Source organism: Halarcobacter mediterraneus (genome assembly GCF_004116625.1).
Lineage (GTDB): Bacteria > Campylobacterota > Campylobacteria > Campylobacterales > Arcobacteraceae > Halarcobacter > Halarcobacter mediterraneus.
This window is the reverse complement of sequence record NZ_NXIE01000002.1, coordinates 116167-134709: the sequence shown is the minus strand read 5'-3', so window position 1 is coordinate 134709 and position 18543 is coordinate 116167. Positions and strand designations below refer to the sequence as shown.

Genomic DNA, 18543 nt, shown 5'->3' with positions numbered 1-18543 from the left:
TTAACACAATATTGAGTACTATTATCAAAAAAATATACAAGGTAACAATTTGTCAAATAATTTAATTGCTAATAAAACATTTGATGTACTTATTGTAGAAGATGAACCTATTTTAGCTATGGCTATGGAAGTTAAACTAAAAAAAATGGGTTTAGGTGTAAGTGGTATTGCTTCAACACCAGATAATGCTATACTTCATGTTCAAAACAATTATCCAGATATTGCAATTGTTGATATAAATTTAAATGCTTCAAAAACAGGAATTGACGTAGCAAATTACATTTGGAAAAATTTTCAAATACCAATTATATTTTTAACTTCATATTATAATGATAAAATTCTAAATGAAGCTATGGATGCTGAACCTTATGCATATTTAATCAAACCTTGCAGAGAAGAAGAACTAAAAGTAGCAATAAATACAGCTATGCACAAACATCAGTTCTTTTTTAAAAATAAGAAACTTTTTCATAAGAAAAAAGATAAGTTTTTGTATCTTTCTGAAAGTATAGTGTATAACAAAACAACTTGTGAACTTTTTGTTAATGAAAAAATGATTAAATTAACAAAAAATGAAAAAAAACTATTTGAAATTTTAACAAATGAACCTGGAAAAGTCATGAGTTTTACTTCTATTTTTAATTTTATTTGGAGAGAAGATGTTTATGATTTAGCAAAATTAAGGTCTCTTATTTATAGACTTAAAAATAAAATTGGAATAAATCCCTTTGAAAACTTATATGAAGAAGGATATAGGATAGTAATTTTTGAAAAGAATTCTTAAACTTTTTAGTATAAATCAGTATTCATTTTCGACAAAAGTAATTTTATCTTTTTTGATATTTTTATTAGTATTTATGTTGATTAGAACCTTTCTATCAGTTCCTAAAATTGAGAAAAGAGCTTTAGATAATGAGATAGAATACATCACAAAATCATTAATGCTTTTACAAGAAAAAATCAAGATAATTGGTAAATCTTTAAAAATGCAAAGAGAACTTGAAATAGAGTTATCTAAAACAAAAATTGAAAATGAAATAAAAGAGTTAGCTTTACAAAAAAATATTTCAAGTGATAAAGTTATTAACTTTTTTAAAAATTCTGAATTTTTAAAACGGTGTTCATATAAACTATCTTCAAATGACTTGAATATAAAAGAAATAAAAAAAGATGATTTTTTTTCTTTTAATAACAATAAGCTTTTAAACAAATGGCAAAAAAAAGAAGTTTATATAAATAGTTTAAAAGATTATAGAGTTAAGCCCTATTATTTTTTTAATTATAAAATAAAAAATATATTATTAAGTATAGCCTGTAGTACAAGGGATTTAAATCCAGGGCATATGCCTTTTGAAATAAGTTTAAAAGAACATATTCATGTAGATTTAATTATTGATTCAGAACTTTCTAATACAAAAACTACTTTTGTTTGGATAAATCCCAATTTAGATAAAAATGATAATTCAATTTTTTACGAAGAAGACAAAGAAAAAAGAAAAGAAAAATATAATGTTAGTATGCTATCAAATATAAGAAATATTTCTACAGGAAACTTGACTACAAAAGAAGTATTTGAGGTTTCAAAAAGTAATAAACCTATATCTCACAAATTGAATTTAAAAGATGTTTTAACTTGGATAATTAATTTAAGTGGAAATCCTAAAAGACCTTTTTTTATAATATATACTATTGATAAGCAAGAGATTGAAAAGAAGAATAAAGCAAAATTATTGTTTTTACTTCCTGAATCTTTAATAGCTATTGGGATTAGTTTTATTCTTTTAATACTACTTTTTAGAAGAATTTTAAAGAATATCGATACTTTAACAAAAACAGCACTTTTAGTGAATCAAGGAAAAAAGAATATAAGAAGTAGTGTTCGAGGAGATGATGATATTGGAGTATTAGGAAAATCTTTTGACTCCATGCTTGACTTTTTTGAAAATAGTATCGAGACCTTAGATAAAAAAGTTGAAGAAAAAACGAAAGAAATTTCAAAATCTTTAGAAGAAAAAGAGATTTTATTAAAAGAGATACACCATAGAGTAAAGAATAATTTAGCACTAACAATCAGCTTAATTGAACTTCAAGAAGAAGATGTAGATGATAAAAGAGTAAAAAAGGTTTTAGTAGATATTAAAGAAAGAATATATACTATGGAACTTCTTCATAGAAAATTGTATGAATCTACAAATTTAAATGACATACCATTTAGAAAATATGTAATAGATTTAGTTAAAACTATTTCAAGAAGTTATGATATTGAAAATAGAGTTTTAATAGATATTAAAGTTGATGATATTGATTTAAATATTGAGACAGCTATGCCTTATGGAATAATTTTAAATGAACTTGTTACAAATGCTTTTAAATATGGATTTAAAGGTCAAGAAAATGAAAAATTGAAAATTAGGTTAACAAAAGAAGAAAATATTTTAAATCTTGTCGTTAAAGATAATGGAAAAGGTTTGGACAAAGAGTTTTCACAAGTATCTGAAACAACTTTAGGATTAAAACTTATTAATACTATTGTAAGTCACCAATTATTTGGAACAGTATCTTATCAATATAAAAATGGTGCAGAATTTATAATAACAGGAAAAATAAAAAAATATAATTAAAGATATATAGAAGTTAATCTTTATCTATATATCTTTTTCTAGCACTATTTTTTATTTTATTTACATCTACAAGAATAAACCCATCAACACAATTTGAAAAGTTTGGGTCCACATTAAAGCTTAAAAACTTTACTCCACCTTCTTCACATATATCAGCATATTGTTTAAATAGTGTTGGTACTGCTGTGTTTATATTATTTAGAGTTGATTTTAAGGTTTTAAAGTCTTCTTTTTTGTCATTTGAGTTAAATATCTCTTTTAAGTCTTGAATATGAGAAGAGTATTGATATGGGATTTTTGCTTCAATCATTTGTTCTTTAGAAGAAAAATAGTGAGAATAGTAGAAAATTATCAAATCTTTTGCCGCACTAGGGAAACTCCCTGAAATAGATACAGGTCCGAACATATATTTAATCTCAGGATGATTTTTTAAATAAGCACCAATTCCATACCAAAGATAGTCTAAAGCTCTAGTCCCCCAGTATTTTGGTTGAACAAAGCTTCTTCCTAATTCAATAGAATCATTTAAATATGGTGTAAAACTATTTTTGTATTTAAATAAAGAATTAGAGTAAAAGCCTTTTACTCCTAAATGCTCATTTATAAACTTACCATTTCCAATTCTATAAGAACCTACAATTTCTAAATCATTTTCATCCCATAAAATAATATGCTGATAATAGATATCGTATTTATCTGTATCTCTTTTTTTATTTATTCCTTCTCCAACTTTTCTAAAAGATAACTCTCTTAATCTTCCTAACTCTTTTAATACAATTGAGTCTTCTTCATAATCATAAAGAAAGATTTTTTTACCATCTTTTGTTTCTCCAATAAGTTTAGATTTTTTTAACTCTTTTATTAAATCATCTCTTTTTTGAGGATGTGCAATTGCTTTTTGAGTTTCAAAGAAAGATTTTTTACCTTTTTTTAATGCATATAAATGTTTTTTGTATAAATTCACTAAATACTTTTTTTCTAAACCTTTTGGTTTAATATTTTCATTTGGAATTATTTCCCCAATTTTAATATTTATATTTGTTGCTTTTTTCTTAAACATTTCATGGGATAATAAAAGTGTTGAGAAAGTTTTATTGATTACAGACATAGTATAAAATGTTTTTGAATTTTTACCACCAATAAATATTGGTAAAATAGGAGCATTTGTATTAAGTGCAAAATTTAAAAATCCTTTATTCCATACTGGATCTTTAATTCCTTTTGCACTCGCTCGGCTTACTTCTCCTGCTGGGAAAATAATAATTGCTTCTTCATTGTTTAAGGCTTCATAAACTGCTTGAATATCTTTCTTTGATTGTCTCATTTTATAATTATCTATAGGGATAAATAAAGATTTTAAGGCTTCAATACCAACTAGAAAATCATTTGCAACAATTTTTACATCAGTTCTTACTGTTGATACTAACTTTAATAAAGAAAGTGCATCTAATCCACCTAAAGGATGATTTGCAATAATCACTACTTTTCCTGAACTAGGAATATTCTGAATATCATTACTTGATACTGTATAGTCAAAATTAAAATAATCTAATACTGCATCAACAAATTCAAAACCTTTTAAGTGAGAATGTTTTGTTAAAAACTCATTTATTGAGTTTTCATGTACTACTTTTTTAGCAATGTTAATTAAAGATTTTCTTAAGAAATTTGGGTTTTTATTTATATTTGGAAACTTCTTTGCTATCTCTTTTTGAACATCTATCATTTATACTCCTTGAATCTAAAATTTTAAGAAATATTTATTACAAAATAGTTACAGAGTTTTTGTTATCAACTTGTAATTATTTCAAAGTAAAATCTCAAATTAATCTAGCTAAAAAAGAGAAAAAATGAATAAAACAAAATTATATATTTTTTTTAATATTCTTGCCTGTAGTAGCTTGTTTTCTATGGATATAAAAAGTAAGAAACTTTATAATGAAACAGCATATATCCCTAGTCAGTGCTATACAAAAACAGTAAGTGATATAGATGAAAATATCTTACATAATCCCTGTTATACTTGCCATACTCAAAATAAAGAACCAAATTTTACTTTACGAGATGCAGATTTACAAGAAGCTTATGATTTCCCTGCCGCAGCTTTTAAAAATCCTTGGACTAATTTATTTAAAGATAGAACAAGACAAATTGAAAAAATTAGTGATGAAGAAATTCTAAATTATATTAGAAAAGATAATTATCTTGACAAAGAAGGGAACATTATTTTAAAAAATAAGTTAGTAAAACTTTCAAAAGATTGGGACTTTAATGAAAATGGTAAATGGGATGGTTACATTCCTGATTTATATTTTAATTTTGATAAAGAAGGCTTTGATAAGGATAAAAATGGAGAATATACAGGTTGGAGAGCTTTTGCATATTATCCTTTCTTAGGTACATTTTGGCCTACAAATGGAAGTACAGACGATGTTTTAATTAGACTTCCTAAAATATTTCAAGAAGATGAACAAGGAAATTTTGACTTAGAAGTTTATAAATTAAATTTATCAATTGTTGAAAGTTTAATTAAACAAAAAACAATAGAAATATCTCAAATAGATGAAAGAAAATATTCTGTAGATTTAAATCAAAATGGTAAATTGGATAAAGCTTCAAAAATTGTATTTAAATGGCAAAAACCAAGTTTTGATATAAAAACAAAAAAGATATCAAATTTTACTATGAGTTATGTGGGATTTGCAAGAAAACAATTAATAAATAATGATATTTTAATTGCACCTGGACTTTATCCAAAAGGAACAGAGTTTATACATTCTGTAAGATATATTGATATTGATAAAAACAATAAAATAATTATGTCTAAAAGATTAAAAGAGTTAAGATATGCAGTTAAAAAGTCATGGAACAATTATTCTCAGTTAAGTAACTTAGGCTTAGAAGAAATAAAAGCAAAACATGATTATCCAGATAGAGTGGACATTTTTAATGGAAATATGGAAATAGGAGTAAATAATAAAAGAGGTTGGTTTTATCAAGGCTTTATAGAGGATAAAAGTGGTGATTTAAGACCTCAAAGTTATGAAGAAACTTTATTTTGTATAGGTTGCCATAGTAATATTGGTGCAGTAGCAGATTCCACTTTTGTATTCCAAAGAAAGTTTGAAAAAAATACCCATGCACAAGGTTGGTACCATTGGAGTCAAAAAGGCTTTGAAAATATAGTTGATAAACTTTTACCAAATGGGCAAAGTGAATATGTAAGATATTTAAAAGAAAATAGTGCAGGGGATGAGTTTCGATCAAATGATGAAATTGAAAAGAAATTTTTTAAAGTAAATTGGCAAAAAGATGAAGAAAATATCAGAAAGGATTTAATTTCAAAATTAGAAAATCCTAAGATTGATTTAAAGCAAGAGTGGAAATTTAAACTTGAAGAATTAGAAAAGATAAAAAATGATATTTCATATTTGATTTTACCTTCTAAACAAAGAGCACTTAAACTTAATAAAGCATATAAAGTGATTGTAGATGAACAAAGTTATATTTATGGACGAGACCCAATTATTAAAAAAGCTAAGAATGTTCATAAGGAATTAAAAAGAGGCACAATGACAAATTTAGAAAAGGTATTAAAATGACAGAATTATCAAATACTTTTCTAAATTTTGTAATAGGAACACAGCAAAAAATAAATCTAATAATCACAGATTCTTTTGATAAATTAGATAGTGGTGATTCTTCAATGTTTTTATATATTTTATTGGTTTCTTTTCTTTATGGTTTAATTCATGCTTTAGGTCCAGGACATGGGAAAATGGTTATTGCAAGTTATTTCCTTGTAAAAGGAGCAAAGTCAAAAGAAGCTTTTAAAGCAGGATTTTTAACTTCTGTAATTCATACAATTTCAGCTTTAGTGATTACAGCTATTTTGTATTTATTTTTTGAATCAACAATTACAAGTTATTTTGAGCAAATAAATATGAATATGTATAAAGTCTCTGCAATTTTTATTATTAGTATTGCTTTATATTTATTATATGATACCTTTAAAGATAGAAATGTAAAAGAAAAAGAAGAAAGAGTAGGTAATAAAAGTCTTCTAGCTGTTTCAATGTCAATAGGAATAGTTCCTTGTCCTGGAGTTATGTCGATTGTATTATTTTCTATAATTTTAGGATATATAAATTTAGGTGTTTTAAGTGCAATAGCTATGAGTATAGGAATGGGGATAACTATTTCATTAGCAGCAATTTTATCTACACAAGTAAAAAAAACAAAATATAAAAACATAAGTTCTTTAATGTATAAAGCTTCTTATGTAGGAATATTTTTATTATTGATTTTAGGAATTTTATTATTAGTATGAAAAATATATTCTTAAGTATATTAGTGATGAACTCTTTGGCTTTTTGTCATCCTCACTATTTCTTAGATTCCAAACTTGAGATAAAAGAAGATAGTATAAGAAATATCTGGAAGTTTGATAGATTAAACTCCAGAATACTAATGTTTGAATTTGATAGAAATAGAAATAATAAATTTGAAGAAAATGAAAAGAAAGAGTTTATAAAAACTCATTTTAAAAAATTAAAAAGCAATAATTATAATATTTTTTTAGCTGATGAAGAAGGTGAATATCTTATTAAACCAGAAAACTCAAATATAGTTTTTGAAAATAAAAAAGTTCAAATAATCTTTGATATTAATCATAAGTTATTAAAAGAAACAACAATTTGTCTTATTGATGAAAAAATTTATATGGCTTACAGATTAGAAGAACTTAAATCAAGTTTTAATACAGAAATACAAAAGAGTGAATATGATTATTGTGTAGGAGTTTATAAATGAAAAAAATATTAATAGGTACAGTTTTGTCTTTATGTGCAATAGCACATCCAGTTAGTTATACAATTGATTTAGAAGTATCTTATGATAAAAATACAAAGATAGCTGAAATTAAATGTTCTAGTAATAGTAGAAATAAATGTGGACTTTATAATATTAAATTATTAGATAAAGATGAAAAAGAGATTCTTGTCAAAAGGTTCCCTTTTCTTAAAAAATCTATCAAAGTAAAAGTAAAAGAAGAACCAAAAAAATTAGAATTCTTTTTAAGAAAAATTCCTGAACATATTTATGTGAAAATATTTGAATAAAATAGATACCACTCACATAACTACTAAAAGTTATAAAATAGAGGTAATAGCCTTAAAATGTAACTTTCATTTAAATAGTAAGTAACCATATTTTATAATGTTATTAGTTTGTAACTCTTTATTTTTATAATTCGTTTTTGTTGGTTGGTCAACAATAAAATGGATATATTAATTTAAGAGGAACAAATAAATGAAAAAAACATATTTGAGTATAAGTTTATGTGCTTTATTAGCGACATTTACCTTTAGTGGCTGTGGAAGTAGTTCTTCATCATCTGATGATAATACTACTACAACTAGTACAGGAACATTACAGTTAAATCCTTATCTTGCCAATGTAGAATATATGTGTGGTAATAATACAGGAATAACAAATAATAATGGAGAGTTTACTTATAAAGATGGTAATACCTGTACCTTTGAAATTGGAGGAGTAAGTTTATCATCAAGTGCTAGCTCAAATATTACAATAGATGAAATTGCTAATCAAAATGAAAATATTTCTAGTGAGGCATTAGCAACATATTTAATTGCAAAAATGTCTTTAAAAACGGGACAATCATATGATGTTAATAGCTTACCAGAAGTATTTGAATTACCAGATGACATAAAAGGTAGTGCTTCTAATGCTTTATCTTTTAAGTCAATTGATTCCTTAAGAACTTCATTAAATGATGAAGCTTTATTAGAAAAAATTGATTCAATAAGATATAGTGTTGCTTCAAAATTTGCAAAAAAAGTTTCAGTTAGTTTTGAAGAAATAGCTACTCCCATAACTGATGAAGAAAAACTAACACAGCAAGCATCAAAAAAAGTATATGTAAATGGACAAGAACAATCAATAGCATATACTACAATTATGAGAACAGGTTATTCTGATAATGGTGAGATTTTAGGACAATCAAAAGATTATCAAGATAATTTAATTACTTTTGATGATGGAAGTCCATATATTTGTAATGGAACAAATGATGGTCAAGGTTCAGGAATGGACTTTACTTCTTTACATAATGTAGATGGAAAACTTTATGTTATTTCTCAATATGAGTGTGCTTTAGGTTCATATTATATGCTAGAGTTAGAACAAGATTCTTCAACAGGAAAATTAACACCAAAAGCAAATACTTTACAATATGTATCTCAAAAAGATGAATTTGGAGGATGGGTTCATTGTGCTGGACAAAAAACTCCTTGGAATTCTCATTTAAGTTCAGAAGAGTATGAACCAGATACTAAGCAAGTAGAAGCAGGGGCAAACCCTGAAACTGGATTAGTAGGAGATGGTTATTATGATGATGTTCTTACAAAGTTTTGGAAAGGTGATGCAAGCAAAATTTCATCATATTACTATGGATGGACACCAGAAGTTAAAATAGAAAATGGTAAACCAGTTTATAGTAAACACTATTCTATGGGAAGATTTTCCCATGAATTATCTTATGTAATGCCTGATAAAAGAACTGTTTATATGAGTGATGATGGTACAAATGTTGGTTTATTTATGTTTGTTGCTGATAAAGAAGAGGATTTAACAGCAGGAACACTTTATGCAGCAAAATGGAATCAAACATCGGAAAATGGAGTGGGAACAGGAACAGCAGATCTTGAATGGGTAAATTTAGGTCATGCCACAAATGATGAGATTAGAAATATAATAGACCCTGATGGAAATATTGCAACAAATGATGCACCGAAGTTTACAGATATCTTTGATGAAGTTGCTCCAACAAATGGTGAGTGTGCTACAGGCTATACTTCAATATCTGCAAATGGAATAGGGCAAGAGTGTTTAAAAATAAAAGAAGGTATGGAAAAAGCTGCCTCAAGACTAGAAGTAAGAAGATATGCTGCAATGAAAGGTGCAACAACAGAATTTAGAAAAGAAGAAGGAATTACTTTTGATAAAAACTCAGGAACATTATATGTTGCAATGAGTGAAGTAAGAAAAGGTATGGAAGATAACAGTTCAAATGATGAAGGTGGACCTAATCATATTCGAGTTGAAGCAAATAAATGTGGAGCTGTTTATGGACTTGATATAAGTACTGATACTTCTGATTCTTCGGGTAAAGATATCAACTCTGATTATGTAGTAAAAAATATGTATTCTATTTTACAAGGTACAGAAATGACTTATTCTGATGACTCTATTTATGCAGGTAATACTTGTGATGTAAATGGAATCTCTAATCCTGATAATGTTTCATTTTTAGAAAACTCAAATACTTTGATTATAGGAGAAGATACTGGAAGTCACAAAAACAATGTTGTATGGGCATATAATATTAAAACAAAAGAATTAACTAGAACATTTACAACTCCATTAGGAGCAGAGACTACATCTCCATTTTGGTACGCAGATTTAAAAGATGGATATGGATATCTAGGAGTAGTAACTCAACATCCAAGTCTTGAATCAACTGATGGTGGAGAATCAGCTTTTGGTTATGTGGGACCTTTTAAAAATTTAACGCAAGTAAGTGATTCAACATCAATTAGTTCTATTACAAAAATAGCTACATATAAAACTCAAAAAGAAGGTGGAACTGAAATAGTAGCCTTTGATAAAGATTCTAAAAAAATGTTTACTACAAATGGTGCTGATAATACTTTAGATATTACACCAATAACATATAATAATGATGAAATGAGTTTAGGAACTGTAAATTCAATTGATTTGTCTCCTTATGGAGCTGGCGTACAAAGTGTTGCAGTAAAAAAATCAAAAGTTGCAGTTGCTATTGGTTCTTCAAATAAAGTAGAAGAAAAAGGAAAAGTAGTTGTATTTGATACAAATGGTTCTTTGATTTCTCAAACACAAGTGGGATATTTACCTGATATGGTTACTTTTAATGAAGAAGGAACAAAAGTAATTGTTGCAAATGAAGGTGAACCAAGTGCAAAGACTGGTATTTATATTGATGTTGTAGGTTCTGTTGGTGTTATCACTTTAGAAAATGCAGATTCTGAAAATAATACAAATGGATATGCAGAAGTTGATTTTGGTAGTGCAAGCTTAACTAATGCAAATGATGGTACTCCTGTTAGATTAGGCGGTACACCAAGTAATGACAAAGCTTTAGATATAGAACCTGAATATATTACAGTTTCAGGAGAATATGCTTATGTAACTTTACAAGAAAATAATGCAATTGCAAAAGTTGATATTTCATCAGAAACTCCAACTATAGAATTAGTAAAATCACTTGGAGCAAAAGATTATTCAAGTGAAAATACAATAGACATAGAAGAAGAGGGTGAAACTTTACTTAAAAATTATAAAGGTTTATACGGTCTTTATATGCCAGATTCAATTGCTTCATATGAAGTAAATGGAAAAACATATTTAGTTACAGCTAATGAAGGTGATGGTAGAGAATATTGTTCAGATGAAGACCCTGATTGTGATAATCCAGTATTCATTGATGAGGCAAAGATTAAGAAACTTGATTTATCTTCAGATATTGCTTCAGCTTATGAAAATGAAAATGATCTAAAAGTTATTACAGATATGGGTGATACAAATTCTGATGGTACTTATGAAAAGTTATATGCTTTTGGTGCAAGAAGTTTCACAATTTGGGATGAAAATGCAAACTTAATTTGGGATAGTAAAGATGAATTATCGAAATACACTACAAAATTTATGCCAACTTTATTTAATCAAGATGAAGGTGAAAAAGATGGTAGAAGTGGAAACAAAGGTGTTGAGCCAGAAGCTTTAACTATAGGAAAAGTTGGTTCAAATATCTATGCTTTTGTAGGCTTAGAAAGACAAAATGCAATTGTTATATATGATATTACAAATCCTGCTGAAGCTAAATTTGTTAAATACATAGTAACTGAAAATGAAGGAGATATTTCTCCTGAAGGTATGAGCTTTGTTGAAGCAGAAAATTCACCTACAAATAAGCCATTATTAATGGTTGCTTTTGAAGTTAGTGGTTCAACAGCAGTATATGAAATTAAATAAGTCATTAAGGAGTAATTTATGAAAAAAACATATTTAAGTATAATCTCTTTATTTATAGTAATGGGATTATTTGTTGGATGCGGAAGTTCATCAAGTAGTGATGATAATTATAAGTTATCAATTTTTCATGTTAATGATACACATTCACATATAGAAGGTGAGTCTATGACATTAGAGTTTGATGGAGTTGAAACATCTGTTTCTGTTGGAGGTTATGCAAGATATGTAACGAAATTAAATGAGTTAAAAGAAAATAAACCCAACTCTTTAATCTTAAATGCAGGAGACGTTTTTCAAGGAACACTTTATTATTCATTATTTAAAGGAGAAGCAGATGCTGCTGTTATGAATCTTATTTCATGGGATGCATATGCTTTAGGAAACCATGAATTTGATGATTCAGATGAAGGTTTAAAATCATTTTTAGATATGTTAGATGAAGATATCTCAGTAATTTCTGCAAATGTAGTTCCTCAAGCAGGAAATATCTTAGAAGGATATTGGCAACCATATGTGATAAAAGAAGTAAATGGAGAAAAAGTTGGTATTATTGGAATTGATATTGTAGGAAAAACAAAAAATTCTTCTAATCCAAGTGATGAAATCACTTTTCTTAATGAGACTGTAACAGCACAAAAATATATTGATGAATTAACTTCTTTAGGTGTTGATAAAATTGTATTACTAACACACCAAGGTTTTTCAAATGATATTACAATGGCTCAAAACCTAACAGGAGTTGATGTTATTGTTGGTGGAGATTCTCATACTTTAGTAGGTGATTTTTCGGCTTTTGGTTTAGAAAGTACAGTTAAAGAATATCCTACAGTAAAACAATCTAAAGAAGGTAAGAAAGTTTGTGTTGTTCAAGCTTGGGAATATGGTCATATTTTAGGTGATTTAGATGTTACTTTTAATGATAAGGGAGAAGTGCTTTCTTGTAGTGGAAATCCATTACTTTTAGTTGGAAATGAATTTACACAAGAAGATGGAGAAGGCAATGACCAAACTGTAAATGATACAGTAAAAGCTTCAATTACAAAAACTATAGAAGAAACTTCAAATATAGAAATCGTGAATGAAGATGAATATACTTTAACTGTAGTAAATACATATGCTGATTTAGTAGATGAAAAAAAATCTGTAGTAATTGGAACAGCAAGTGAAAGATTAGGACACAACAGAATCCCAGGAGATATTAAAGATGGTGTTGCAGCACTACCTTTAGGAAGTGATATCGCTCCAATCGTTGCAAAATCATTTTATGATTTAAGTAATTTAGCAGATGCTTGTATTCAAAATGCAGGTGGAGTTAGAGTTGCCATAGAAACAGGTGATGTTACTATGGGAGATGCTTACACTTTACTTCCTTTCGCAAATACATTATTTGAACTTCAAATGTATGGAAGTGAAATTAAACAAGTATTAGAAGATGCTTTAACAAATACAATAGCTGAAGATGGTTCAACTGGTTCTTTCCCTTATTCTTATGGATTAAGATATGATGTTGACTTAAGTGCAGCAGCAAATAATAGAATCTCTAACTTAGAAATCAAAAATAGAGAAACAGGAACATGGTCTACAATTAGTAATGATACTATGTATACAATAGTAACTAACTCATATACAGCAGGTGGAAAAGATGGTTATCTTACATTTAAAACTGTTCAAGATGAGAGAGGAAAAGGTGTTGATACTTATTTAGATTATGCAATGAGTTTTGTTAAATATATGGAAACATTAACTGCAAATGGAGAAACTCTTCAAAAACTTCCAAGTGAAGACCACCCAATAAAAAGTTTTGTTGGAATAGAATAATACTTATTAAACTTCCTTTTATGGAAGTTTAATTATGGATAAAAAGAATTATACAATTAAAAAAATCTTTTAAAAACTTATGGTAAAATCCTTTTTTATTAATTAAAGAAGGGTTTTATTAAATGACTAAAACTGATATTACAAATATAGTTACTTTACTTATTATGGCTTTTGGTTATTCAAATGATAATCATACAATTTTTATGATAGGTTTATTTGCTTTAAGTGGAGCCATTACAAATACTTTAGCTATTCATATGCTTTTTGAAAAAGTGCCATTTTTGTATGGAAGTGGTGTTATAGAAAAAAAGTTTGAAGCCTTTAAGCAAGCAATTCATAACTTACTTATGAATGAATTTTTTACAAAAGAAAATCTTACAAAATTTTTTAAAGAAGAAGTTTCAAGTGCAAAAAGTACAGTTGATTTTGAAAAATTATTAAATAAAACTGACTTTACTCCTGCTTATGACTCTTTAAAAGAATCCGTAGTAGAATCACCTTTTGGAGGAATGCTAGGAATGTTTGGTGGAGAAGCTGCATTAGAACCATTAAAAGAACCTTTTGTAAAGAAACTAAAAGCTTCAATTATAAAAATTTCTCAAACAGACTCTTTTCAAGCAGTTTTAAATGAAGCATTAAGCTCTAAAGATTTAAGTGATGATGTTCATGAAAAATTAAGTAAAATTGTAAATGCAAGATTAGAAGAATTAACACCAAAAATGGTTAAAGAATTAGTTCAAAATATGATAAAAGAACATTTAACTTGGCTTGTAATTTGGGGTGCAGTTTTTGGTGGACTAATTGGATTTGTTAGTACAATTATTATATAGATTAGGATAAAAATGGAAACAATAGATGTATTAGTTTTATTAGATGTTGGTGGCTTACAAGATGAAAGTGAATTGCAAAGTTTTTTGAAGAAAAAAAGTTTTAAAACTGTTGAGGATGAAAAGTTTGTTTATACTTCAACTTCAACAACTTCATTAGTTTTTACAAGAACTTATATTTTAGAAATTTTTAAAGAAGCTTTAGAAAAAGCTGGTTTTGAAGAAGCAAATTTAGTGTTTCTACTAAATGAACAACCTTCAAATCCATATACTTATGATAAAAAAGAGAAAGCTTTTATTGAAGTAAAAGAAGAAGTAGTTAATTCGTGAAAAACATATATGAATATTTAAAAAAACTAAAGGATGAAAAAAAATTAAAAGAGTGTCAACTTTTAATTGTAAATGATGATAAACAAGCTCAAGAAGCAAGTGATATTGTCTCTTTTTTAGGTTTTAAACCCTTTTGTTTAGCAGATTTTAGAGCAAACTATGGAGATGATTTATTATCTTTTTCTACAGAACTTCAAGATATTACAAAAGTTTTAAATGAGTATTACTCATATAAAAAACAAGACAAAATATTAATTGCTCCAATTAGAACAGCTTCATTTCCCTTACCAAAAGATAAGTGCTTTGACTCATTTGAGATAAGTTTTGCAGATACTTTAAATTTAGAAGAGTTAAAAACAAAACTTTATAACTGGGGATACTATTTTGTAGATATTGTTACAAGTGAAGCAGAAGTTTCTATAAGAGGAGATATTTTAGATATCTGTCCTTTAGGAAGTGAAATTGGATATAGAATATCACTTTTTGATGATGAAGTAGAAAGTATTAGAGAGTTTGATATTGAAGATCAAAAATCATCAAAAGATGAGATTGAAAGTTTTAAAATCACTCCTGCTTTTTTAGCTTTAGATGAAGATTCATTAGATGAAATAAATGAGCAAATAGAAAGTGTAGAAAGTGATGCTTTTATTAAAGATATTCACTCTTTAGGTTTTTGGTATTTAGGTGAACTAGGTGAATATTTACCTCAGAGATTAAACTCATATGTAACACTTGAAGCTTTAGATGAGTTAGAAGAAGTTTATGTATTTGAAGAAAAAAGAATAAATAAAGATAAGTTTTTAACTCTACCTCAGATATTTAACTCAAAATCATATCAAGAAATATCACCAGCAAATATAAAAGATTTTTTAACTTTCCATGAAGATAAGAAAGTAACTATTATCTCTTCTTCTGAAGCGAAGGTAAAATCTTTTGATTTAGAGCTTTCTAATTCAAATATAAACTTTTGTTTTGAAAACTATATTATTAATCTTATTGGAAATGATGAGATAATCATTTCACTTAATAAAGAGATTAAAAAAAGAAGAAAAAAGAAAGTAAAACTTGTACTTGATGAACTTCAAGTAGGAGATTTTGTAGTTCATGAAACCCATGGAATAGGTCAATATAGAGGAATAGACCCAGTTGTAGTTATGGGAGCAAAAAGAGATTTTGTTGTTGTAACTTATGCAGGGGATGATAAGTTACTAATTCCTGTAGAAAATATTGATTTAATTGATAGATATGTTAGTGATGGAAGTTCTTATGCTGTAGTTGATAAACTAGGTAAGGGAAGCTTTGCAAAACTAAAAGAGAAAGTAAAAGATAAACTATTTGCTATTGCAAATGATATTATCAAAATTGCAGCTGCAAGAGAACTAATTAATGGAATAAAAATAAATACTGACAAACAAGTATTAAAAGATTTCCAAAATAGTGCAGGCTTTGAATACACGAAAGATCAAGCAAGAAGTGTAAGAGAAATCTTTGAGGACTTAAGTTCTGGAAGAGTTATGGATAGACTTCTTTCAGGTGATGTTGGTTTCGGTAAAACAGAAGTAGCAATGAATGCAATTTTAGCAACTGTTTTAGATGGACACCAAGCTATCTTTGTATGTCCAACTACTTTACTTGCAACACAACACTTCCATGGTATGCAAAAAAGATTTGAAGAGTTTGGTATAAGAATGGCTAAACTTGATGGAAAATCAACTACAAAAGAAAAAAATCAAGTTAAAAAAGCTCTTGAAGATGGAAGTTTAGACTTAGTAGTTGGAACTCACTCTTTATTAAGTGTAAAAACAAATGATTTAGCTCTTGTAATTATTGATGAAGAGCATAAATTTGGGGTAAAACAAAAAGAGAAGTTAAAAGAGCTTAGAGATGATGTTCATATTTTCTCAATGTCTGCAACACCAATTCCAAGAACTCTTAATTTAGCCCTTAGTAAACTAAAAGGTATGAGTTCACTTCTTACTCCTCCAAGTGAGAGACTAGGAGTAAGAACTTACGTAAAAGAGTATAGTGACAAGCTTATAAAAGAGATTGTTTTAAGGGAAAAAAGACGTGGTGGTCAACTTTTCTATGTACATAATAATATTGCTTCAATTGAAGCTAAAAAAGCTGATATAGAAGAGATTGTTCCTAATATAAGAATAGAGATTATTCACTCTAAAATCAAACCAAAAGAAGCAGAAGAAATAATCGAGAAATTTGATAATAAAGAGTTTGATATCTTACTTGCAACTTCAATTGTAGAATCAGGACTTCACTTACCAAATGCAAACTCAATTATTATTGATGGAGCAGATAGATTTGGTATTGCTGATTTACACCAGTTAAGAGGTAGAGTTGGAAGAAGTGATAAAGAAGGTTTCTGTTACTACGTTGTTGAAGATAAAAAACAAATTACTAATGATGCTATAAAAAGATTAGTTGCTTTAGAATCTAACTCTTACTTAGGAAGTGGAACTGCTTTAGCTCACCAAGATTTAGAAATTAGAGGTGGTGGAAATATCATCGGTGAAGCACAAAGTGGACATATCAAACAAATTGGTTATGGACTATATTTAAAGATGTTAGAAGATGCTCTTGCTAGTTTAAGTGGAGAGACAAAAGAAGAAGCTAAAACTGTTGATATCAAATTAGCTATTTCTGCATTTATCTCAAGTGATTATATTGTTGAAGATAGAGTAAGACTTGAACTATATAGAAGACTTTCTAAATGTCACAGTAAACAAGAGGTTTATGAAATAGAAGAAGAGATGGAAGATAGATTTGGGAAACCAGATATTCCAACAAAGCAATTCTTAGAATTAATCATTATAAAAATACTTGCATTAGAGCAGCAAATTAAAACTATCTCATCTTATGAGATGAATATAACATTTACAAAAAATGATGATACAAAAGAGACAATAAAAAGTTCAAGCAAAGATGATGATGATATTATCGATGCTACATTAAAGTTTTTAAATAAGAAAAAGTAAGGCTAACCTTAGCTTTTTCTATTTGGAAGATAGCTAAATAATAAGTAAATTACAAATACCATTACAAATACAATTGCAATAGAATTGAAACTTAACTCAACTTCTGGACCCATACCTCTTTGGTAATTTTTAGGCATAAATAAAAACATTGTAGAAAGTAACATAAATGAACCCGTAACAATTGCTATTAAGTGGGCAAAAATCATATGAAAACGTTGTTTATAGAAATCTTTTATGATTTTCCAAGTTAAAAAAGATGCAGTGAATACTATTATTAGTACAATAATCTTATCGTAATTAGGTTCCATTTAAATCCTTAAAAAAATATAACATTATTGTATGTATATATTACTTAAATACTTATAATATAACTAAAAAGTTTCACCTAAAGTGTAACCTTTATTTGAATGGTTAATAATAAGCCCATAATAAGTTAAATCTCTAATTCTTTTTACAATATTTCGCATAGTGAAAATTGACATACCTTTGTTTTTCCAAACTTCTTTATGAATTGTATCGAAGTCAACAATTTCACCTTTTTTTTGTAATAATAAATGAAAAAGTCCATTTTGAAGTTTAGTAAATTCTACTACCTTATTATCTTTATCAAATAAAGCATTTTTTTGTTTATCATAATAGAATCCTTCCTCAAAGATAATTTTATTATTAACTTGTTCATTTATTAAATCTTCTACAATTTTTTCCATACTACATGAAGTTTCTATTTCTTTCTTTTTTAAGTATGCTTCCATTTCTTTTGATAATTTTATTGTTAAATCTTTACTCATTTTAAGCCTTGTTATAATTTTAAATGTTATAATAATTCTTTAGTATAAATATTGTAATAATATTTATTTGTAATAA

Annotated in this window: 14 protein-coding genes; 11 read left to right on the top strand and 3 right to left on the bottom strand. The window is 27.1% G+C overall.

Annotation, left to right across the window (positions count from 1 at the left end; all coding sequences use genetic code 11):
- Positions 1–49: 49 nt before the first annotated feature.
- Complete coding sequence (locus CP965_RS04875) at positions 50–784, top strand: response regulator (protein WP_129060954.1); 735 nt, start codon at positions 50–52, stop codon at positions 782–784.
- Positions 768–2621 (top strand): histidine kinase dimerization/phosphoacceptor domain -containing protein, encoded by a 1854-nt coding sequence (locus CP965_RS04870; protein ID WP_129060953.1) that lies wholly within the window; start codon positions 768–770, stop codon positions 2619–2621. The genes CP965_RS04875 and CP965_RS04870 overlap by 17 nt, the downstream gene beginning before the upstream one ends.
- A gap of 13 nt (positions 2622–2634) precedes the next feature.
- On the opposite strand, the gene CP965_RS04865 is transcribed toward CP965_RS04870, so the two are convergent.
- Positions 2635–4347, bottom strand: a complete 1713-nt coding sequence (locus tag CP965_RS04865; protein WP_129060952.1) for a GNAT family N-acyltransferase — start codon at positions 4345–4347, stop codon at positions 2635–2637.
- A gap of 124 nt (positions 4348–4471) precedes the next feature.
- Between CP965_RS04865 and CP965_RS04860 the strand changes: the two genes are divergently transcribed.
- The 9 genes from CP965_RS04860 to mfd all read left to right on the top strand — a co-directional run bounded on the left by CP965_RS04860 (position 4472) and on the right by mfd (position 17679).
- The gene (locus tag CP965_RS04860) at positions 4472–6223 is read left to right on the top strand and encodes a hypothetical protein (protein ID WP_129060951.1); all 1752 of its coding nucleotides are present in this window, start codon (positions 4472–4474) and stop codon (positions 6221–6223) included.
- Positions 6220–6951 (top strand): nickel/cobalt transporter, encoded by a 732-nt coding sequence (locus tag CP965_RS04855; RefSeq protein WP_129060950.1) that lies wholly within the window; start codon positions 6220–6222, stop codon positions 6949–6951. Before CP965_RS04860 ends, CP965_RS04855 begins: the two co-directional genes overlap by 4 nt.
- A complete protein-coding gene (locus tag CP965_RS04850) occupies positions 6948–7433 on the top strand; it encodes a DUF1007 family protein (RefSeq protein WP_129060949.1) in 486 nt (161 codons plus the stop codon). The genes CP965_RS04855 and CP965_RS04850 overlap by 4 nt, the downstream gene beginning before the upstream one ends.
- Positions 7430–7741 (top strand): hypothetical protein, encoded by a 312-nt coding sequence (locus CP965_RS04845; protein ID WP_129060948.1) that lies wholly within the window; start codon positions 7430–7432, stop codon positions 7739–7741. Before CP965_RS04850 ends, CP965_RS04845 begins: the two co-directional genes overlap by 4 nt.
- 190 nt (positions 7742–7931) lie before the next feature.
- On the top strand, positions 7932–11714 hold the full coding sequence (locus CP965_RS04840) for a choice-of-anchor I family protein (protein WP_206732257.1): 3783 nt from the start codon (positions 7932–7934) through the stop codon (positions 11712–11714).
- Between the two features lie 18 nt (positions 11715–11732).
- Positions 11733–13532, top strand: coding sequence for an NAD nucleotidase (nadN, locus tag CP965_RS04835; RefSeq protein ID WP_129060947.1), 1800 nt, complete (start codon positions 11733–11735; stop codon positions 13530–13532).
- A gap of 122 nt (positions 13533–13654) precedes the next feature.
- A complete protein-coding gene (locus tag CP965_RS04830) occupies positions 13655–14362 on the top strand; it encodes a DUF445 family protein (RefSeq protein ID WP_129060946.1) in 708 nt (235 codons plus the stop codon).
- Positions 14363–14374: 12 nt separating this feature from the next.
- Positions 14375–14689 carry a hypothetical protein gene (locus CP965_RS04825; RefSeq protein WP_129060945.1) on the top strand — a complete coding sequence of 105 codons (315 nt, stop codon included), beginning with the start codon at positions 14375–14377 and terminating at the stop codon, positions 14687–14689.
- A complete protein-coding gene (mfd, locus tag CP965_RS04820) occupies positions 14686–17679 on the top strand; it encodes a transcription-repair coupling factor (RefSeq protein ID WP_129060944.1) in 2994 nt (997 codons plus the stop codon). Before CP965_RS04825 ends, mfd begins: the two co-directional genes overlap by 4 nt.
- 8 nt (positions 17680–17687) lie before the next feature.
- On the opposite strand, the gene CP965_RS04815 is transcribed toward mfd, so the two are convergent.
- Both CP965_RS04815 and CP965_RS04810 read right to left on the bottom strand, forming a co-directional pair.
- A complete protein-coding gene (locus CP965_RS04815) occupies positions 17688–17987 on the bottom strand; it encodes a hypothetical protein (protein WP_129060943.1) in 300 nt (99 codons plus the stop codon).
- 63 nt (positions 17988–18050) lie between these two features.
- A complete protein-coding gene (locus CP965_RS04810; RefSeq protein WP_129060942.1) occupies positions 18051–18467 on the bottom strand; it encodes a hypothetical protein in 417 nt (138 codons plus the stop codon).
- Positions 18468–18543: the final 76 nt, after the last annotated feature.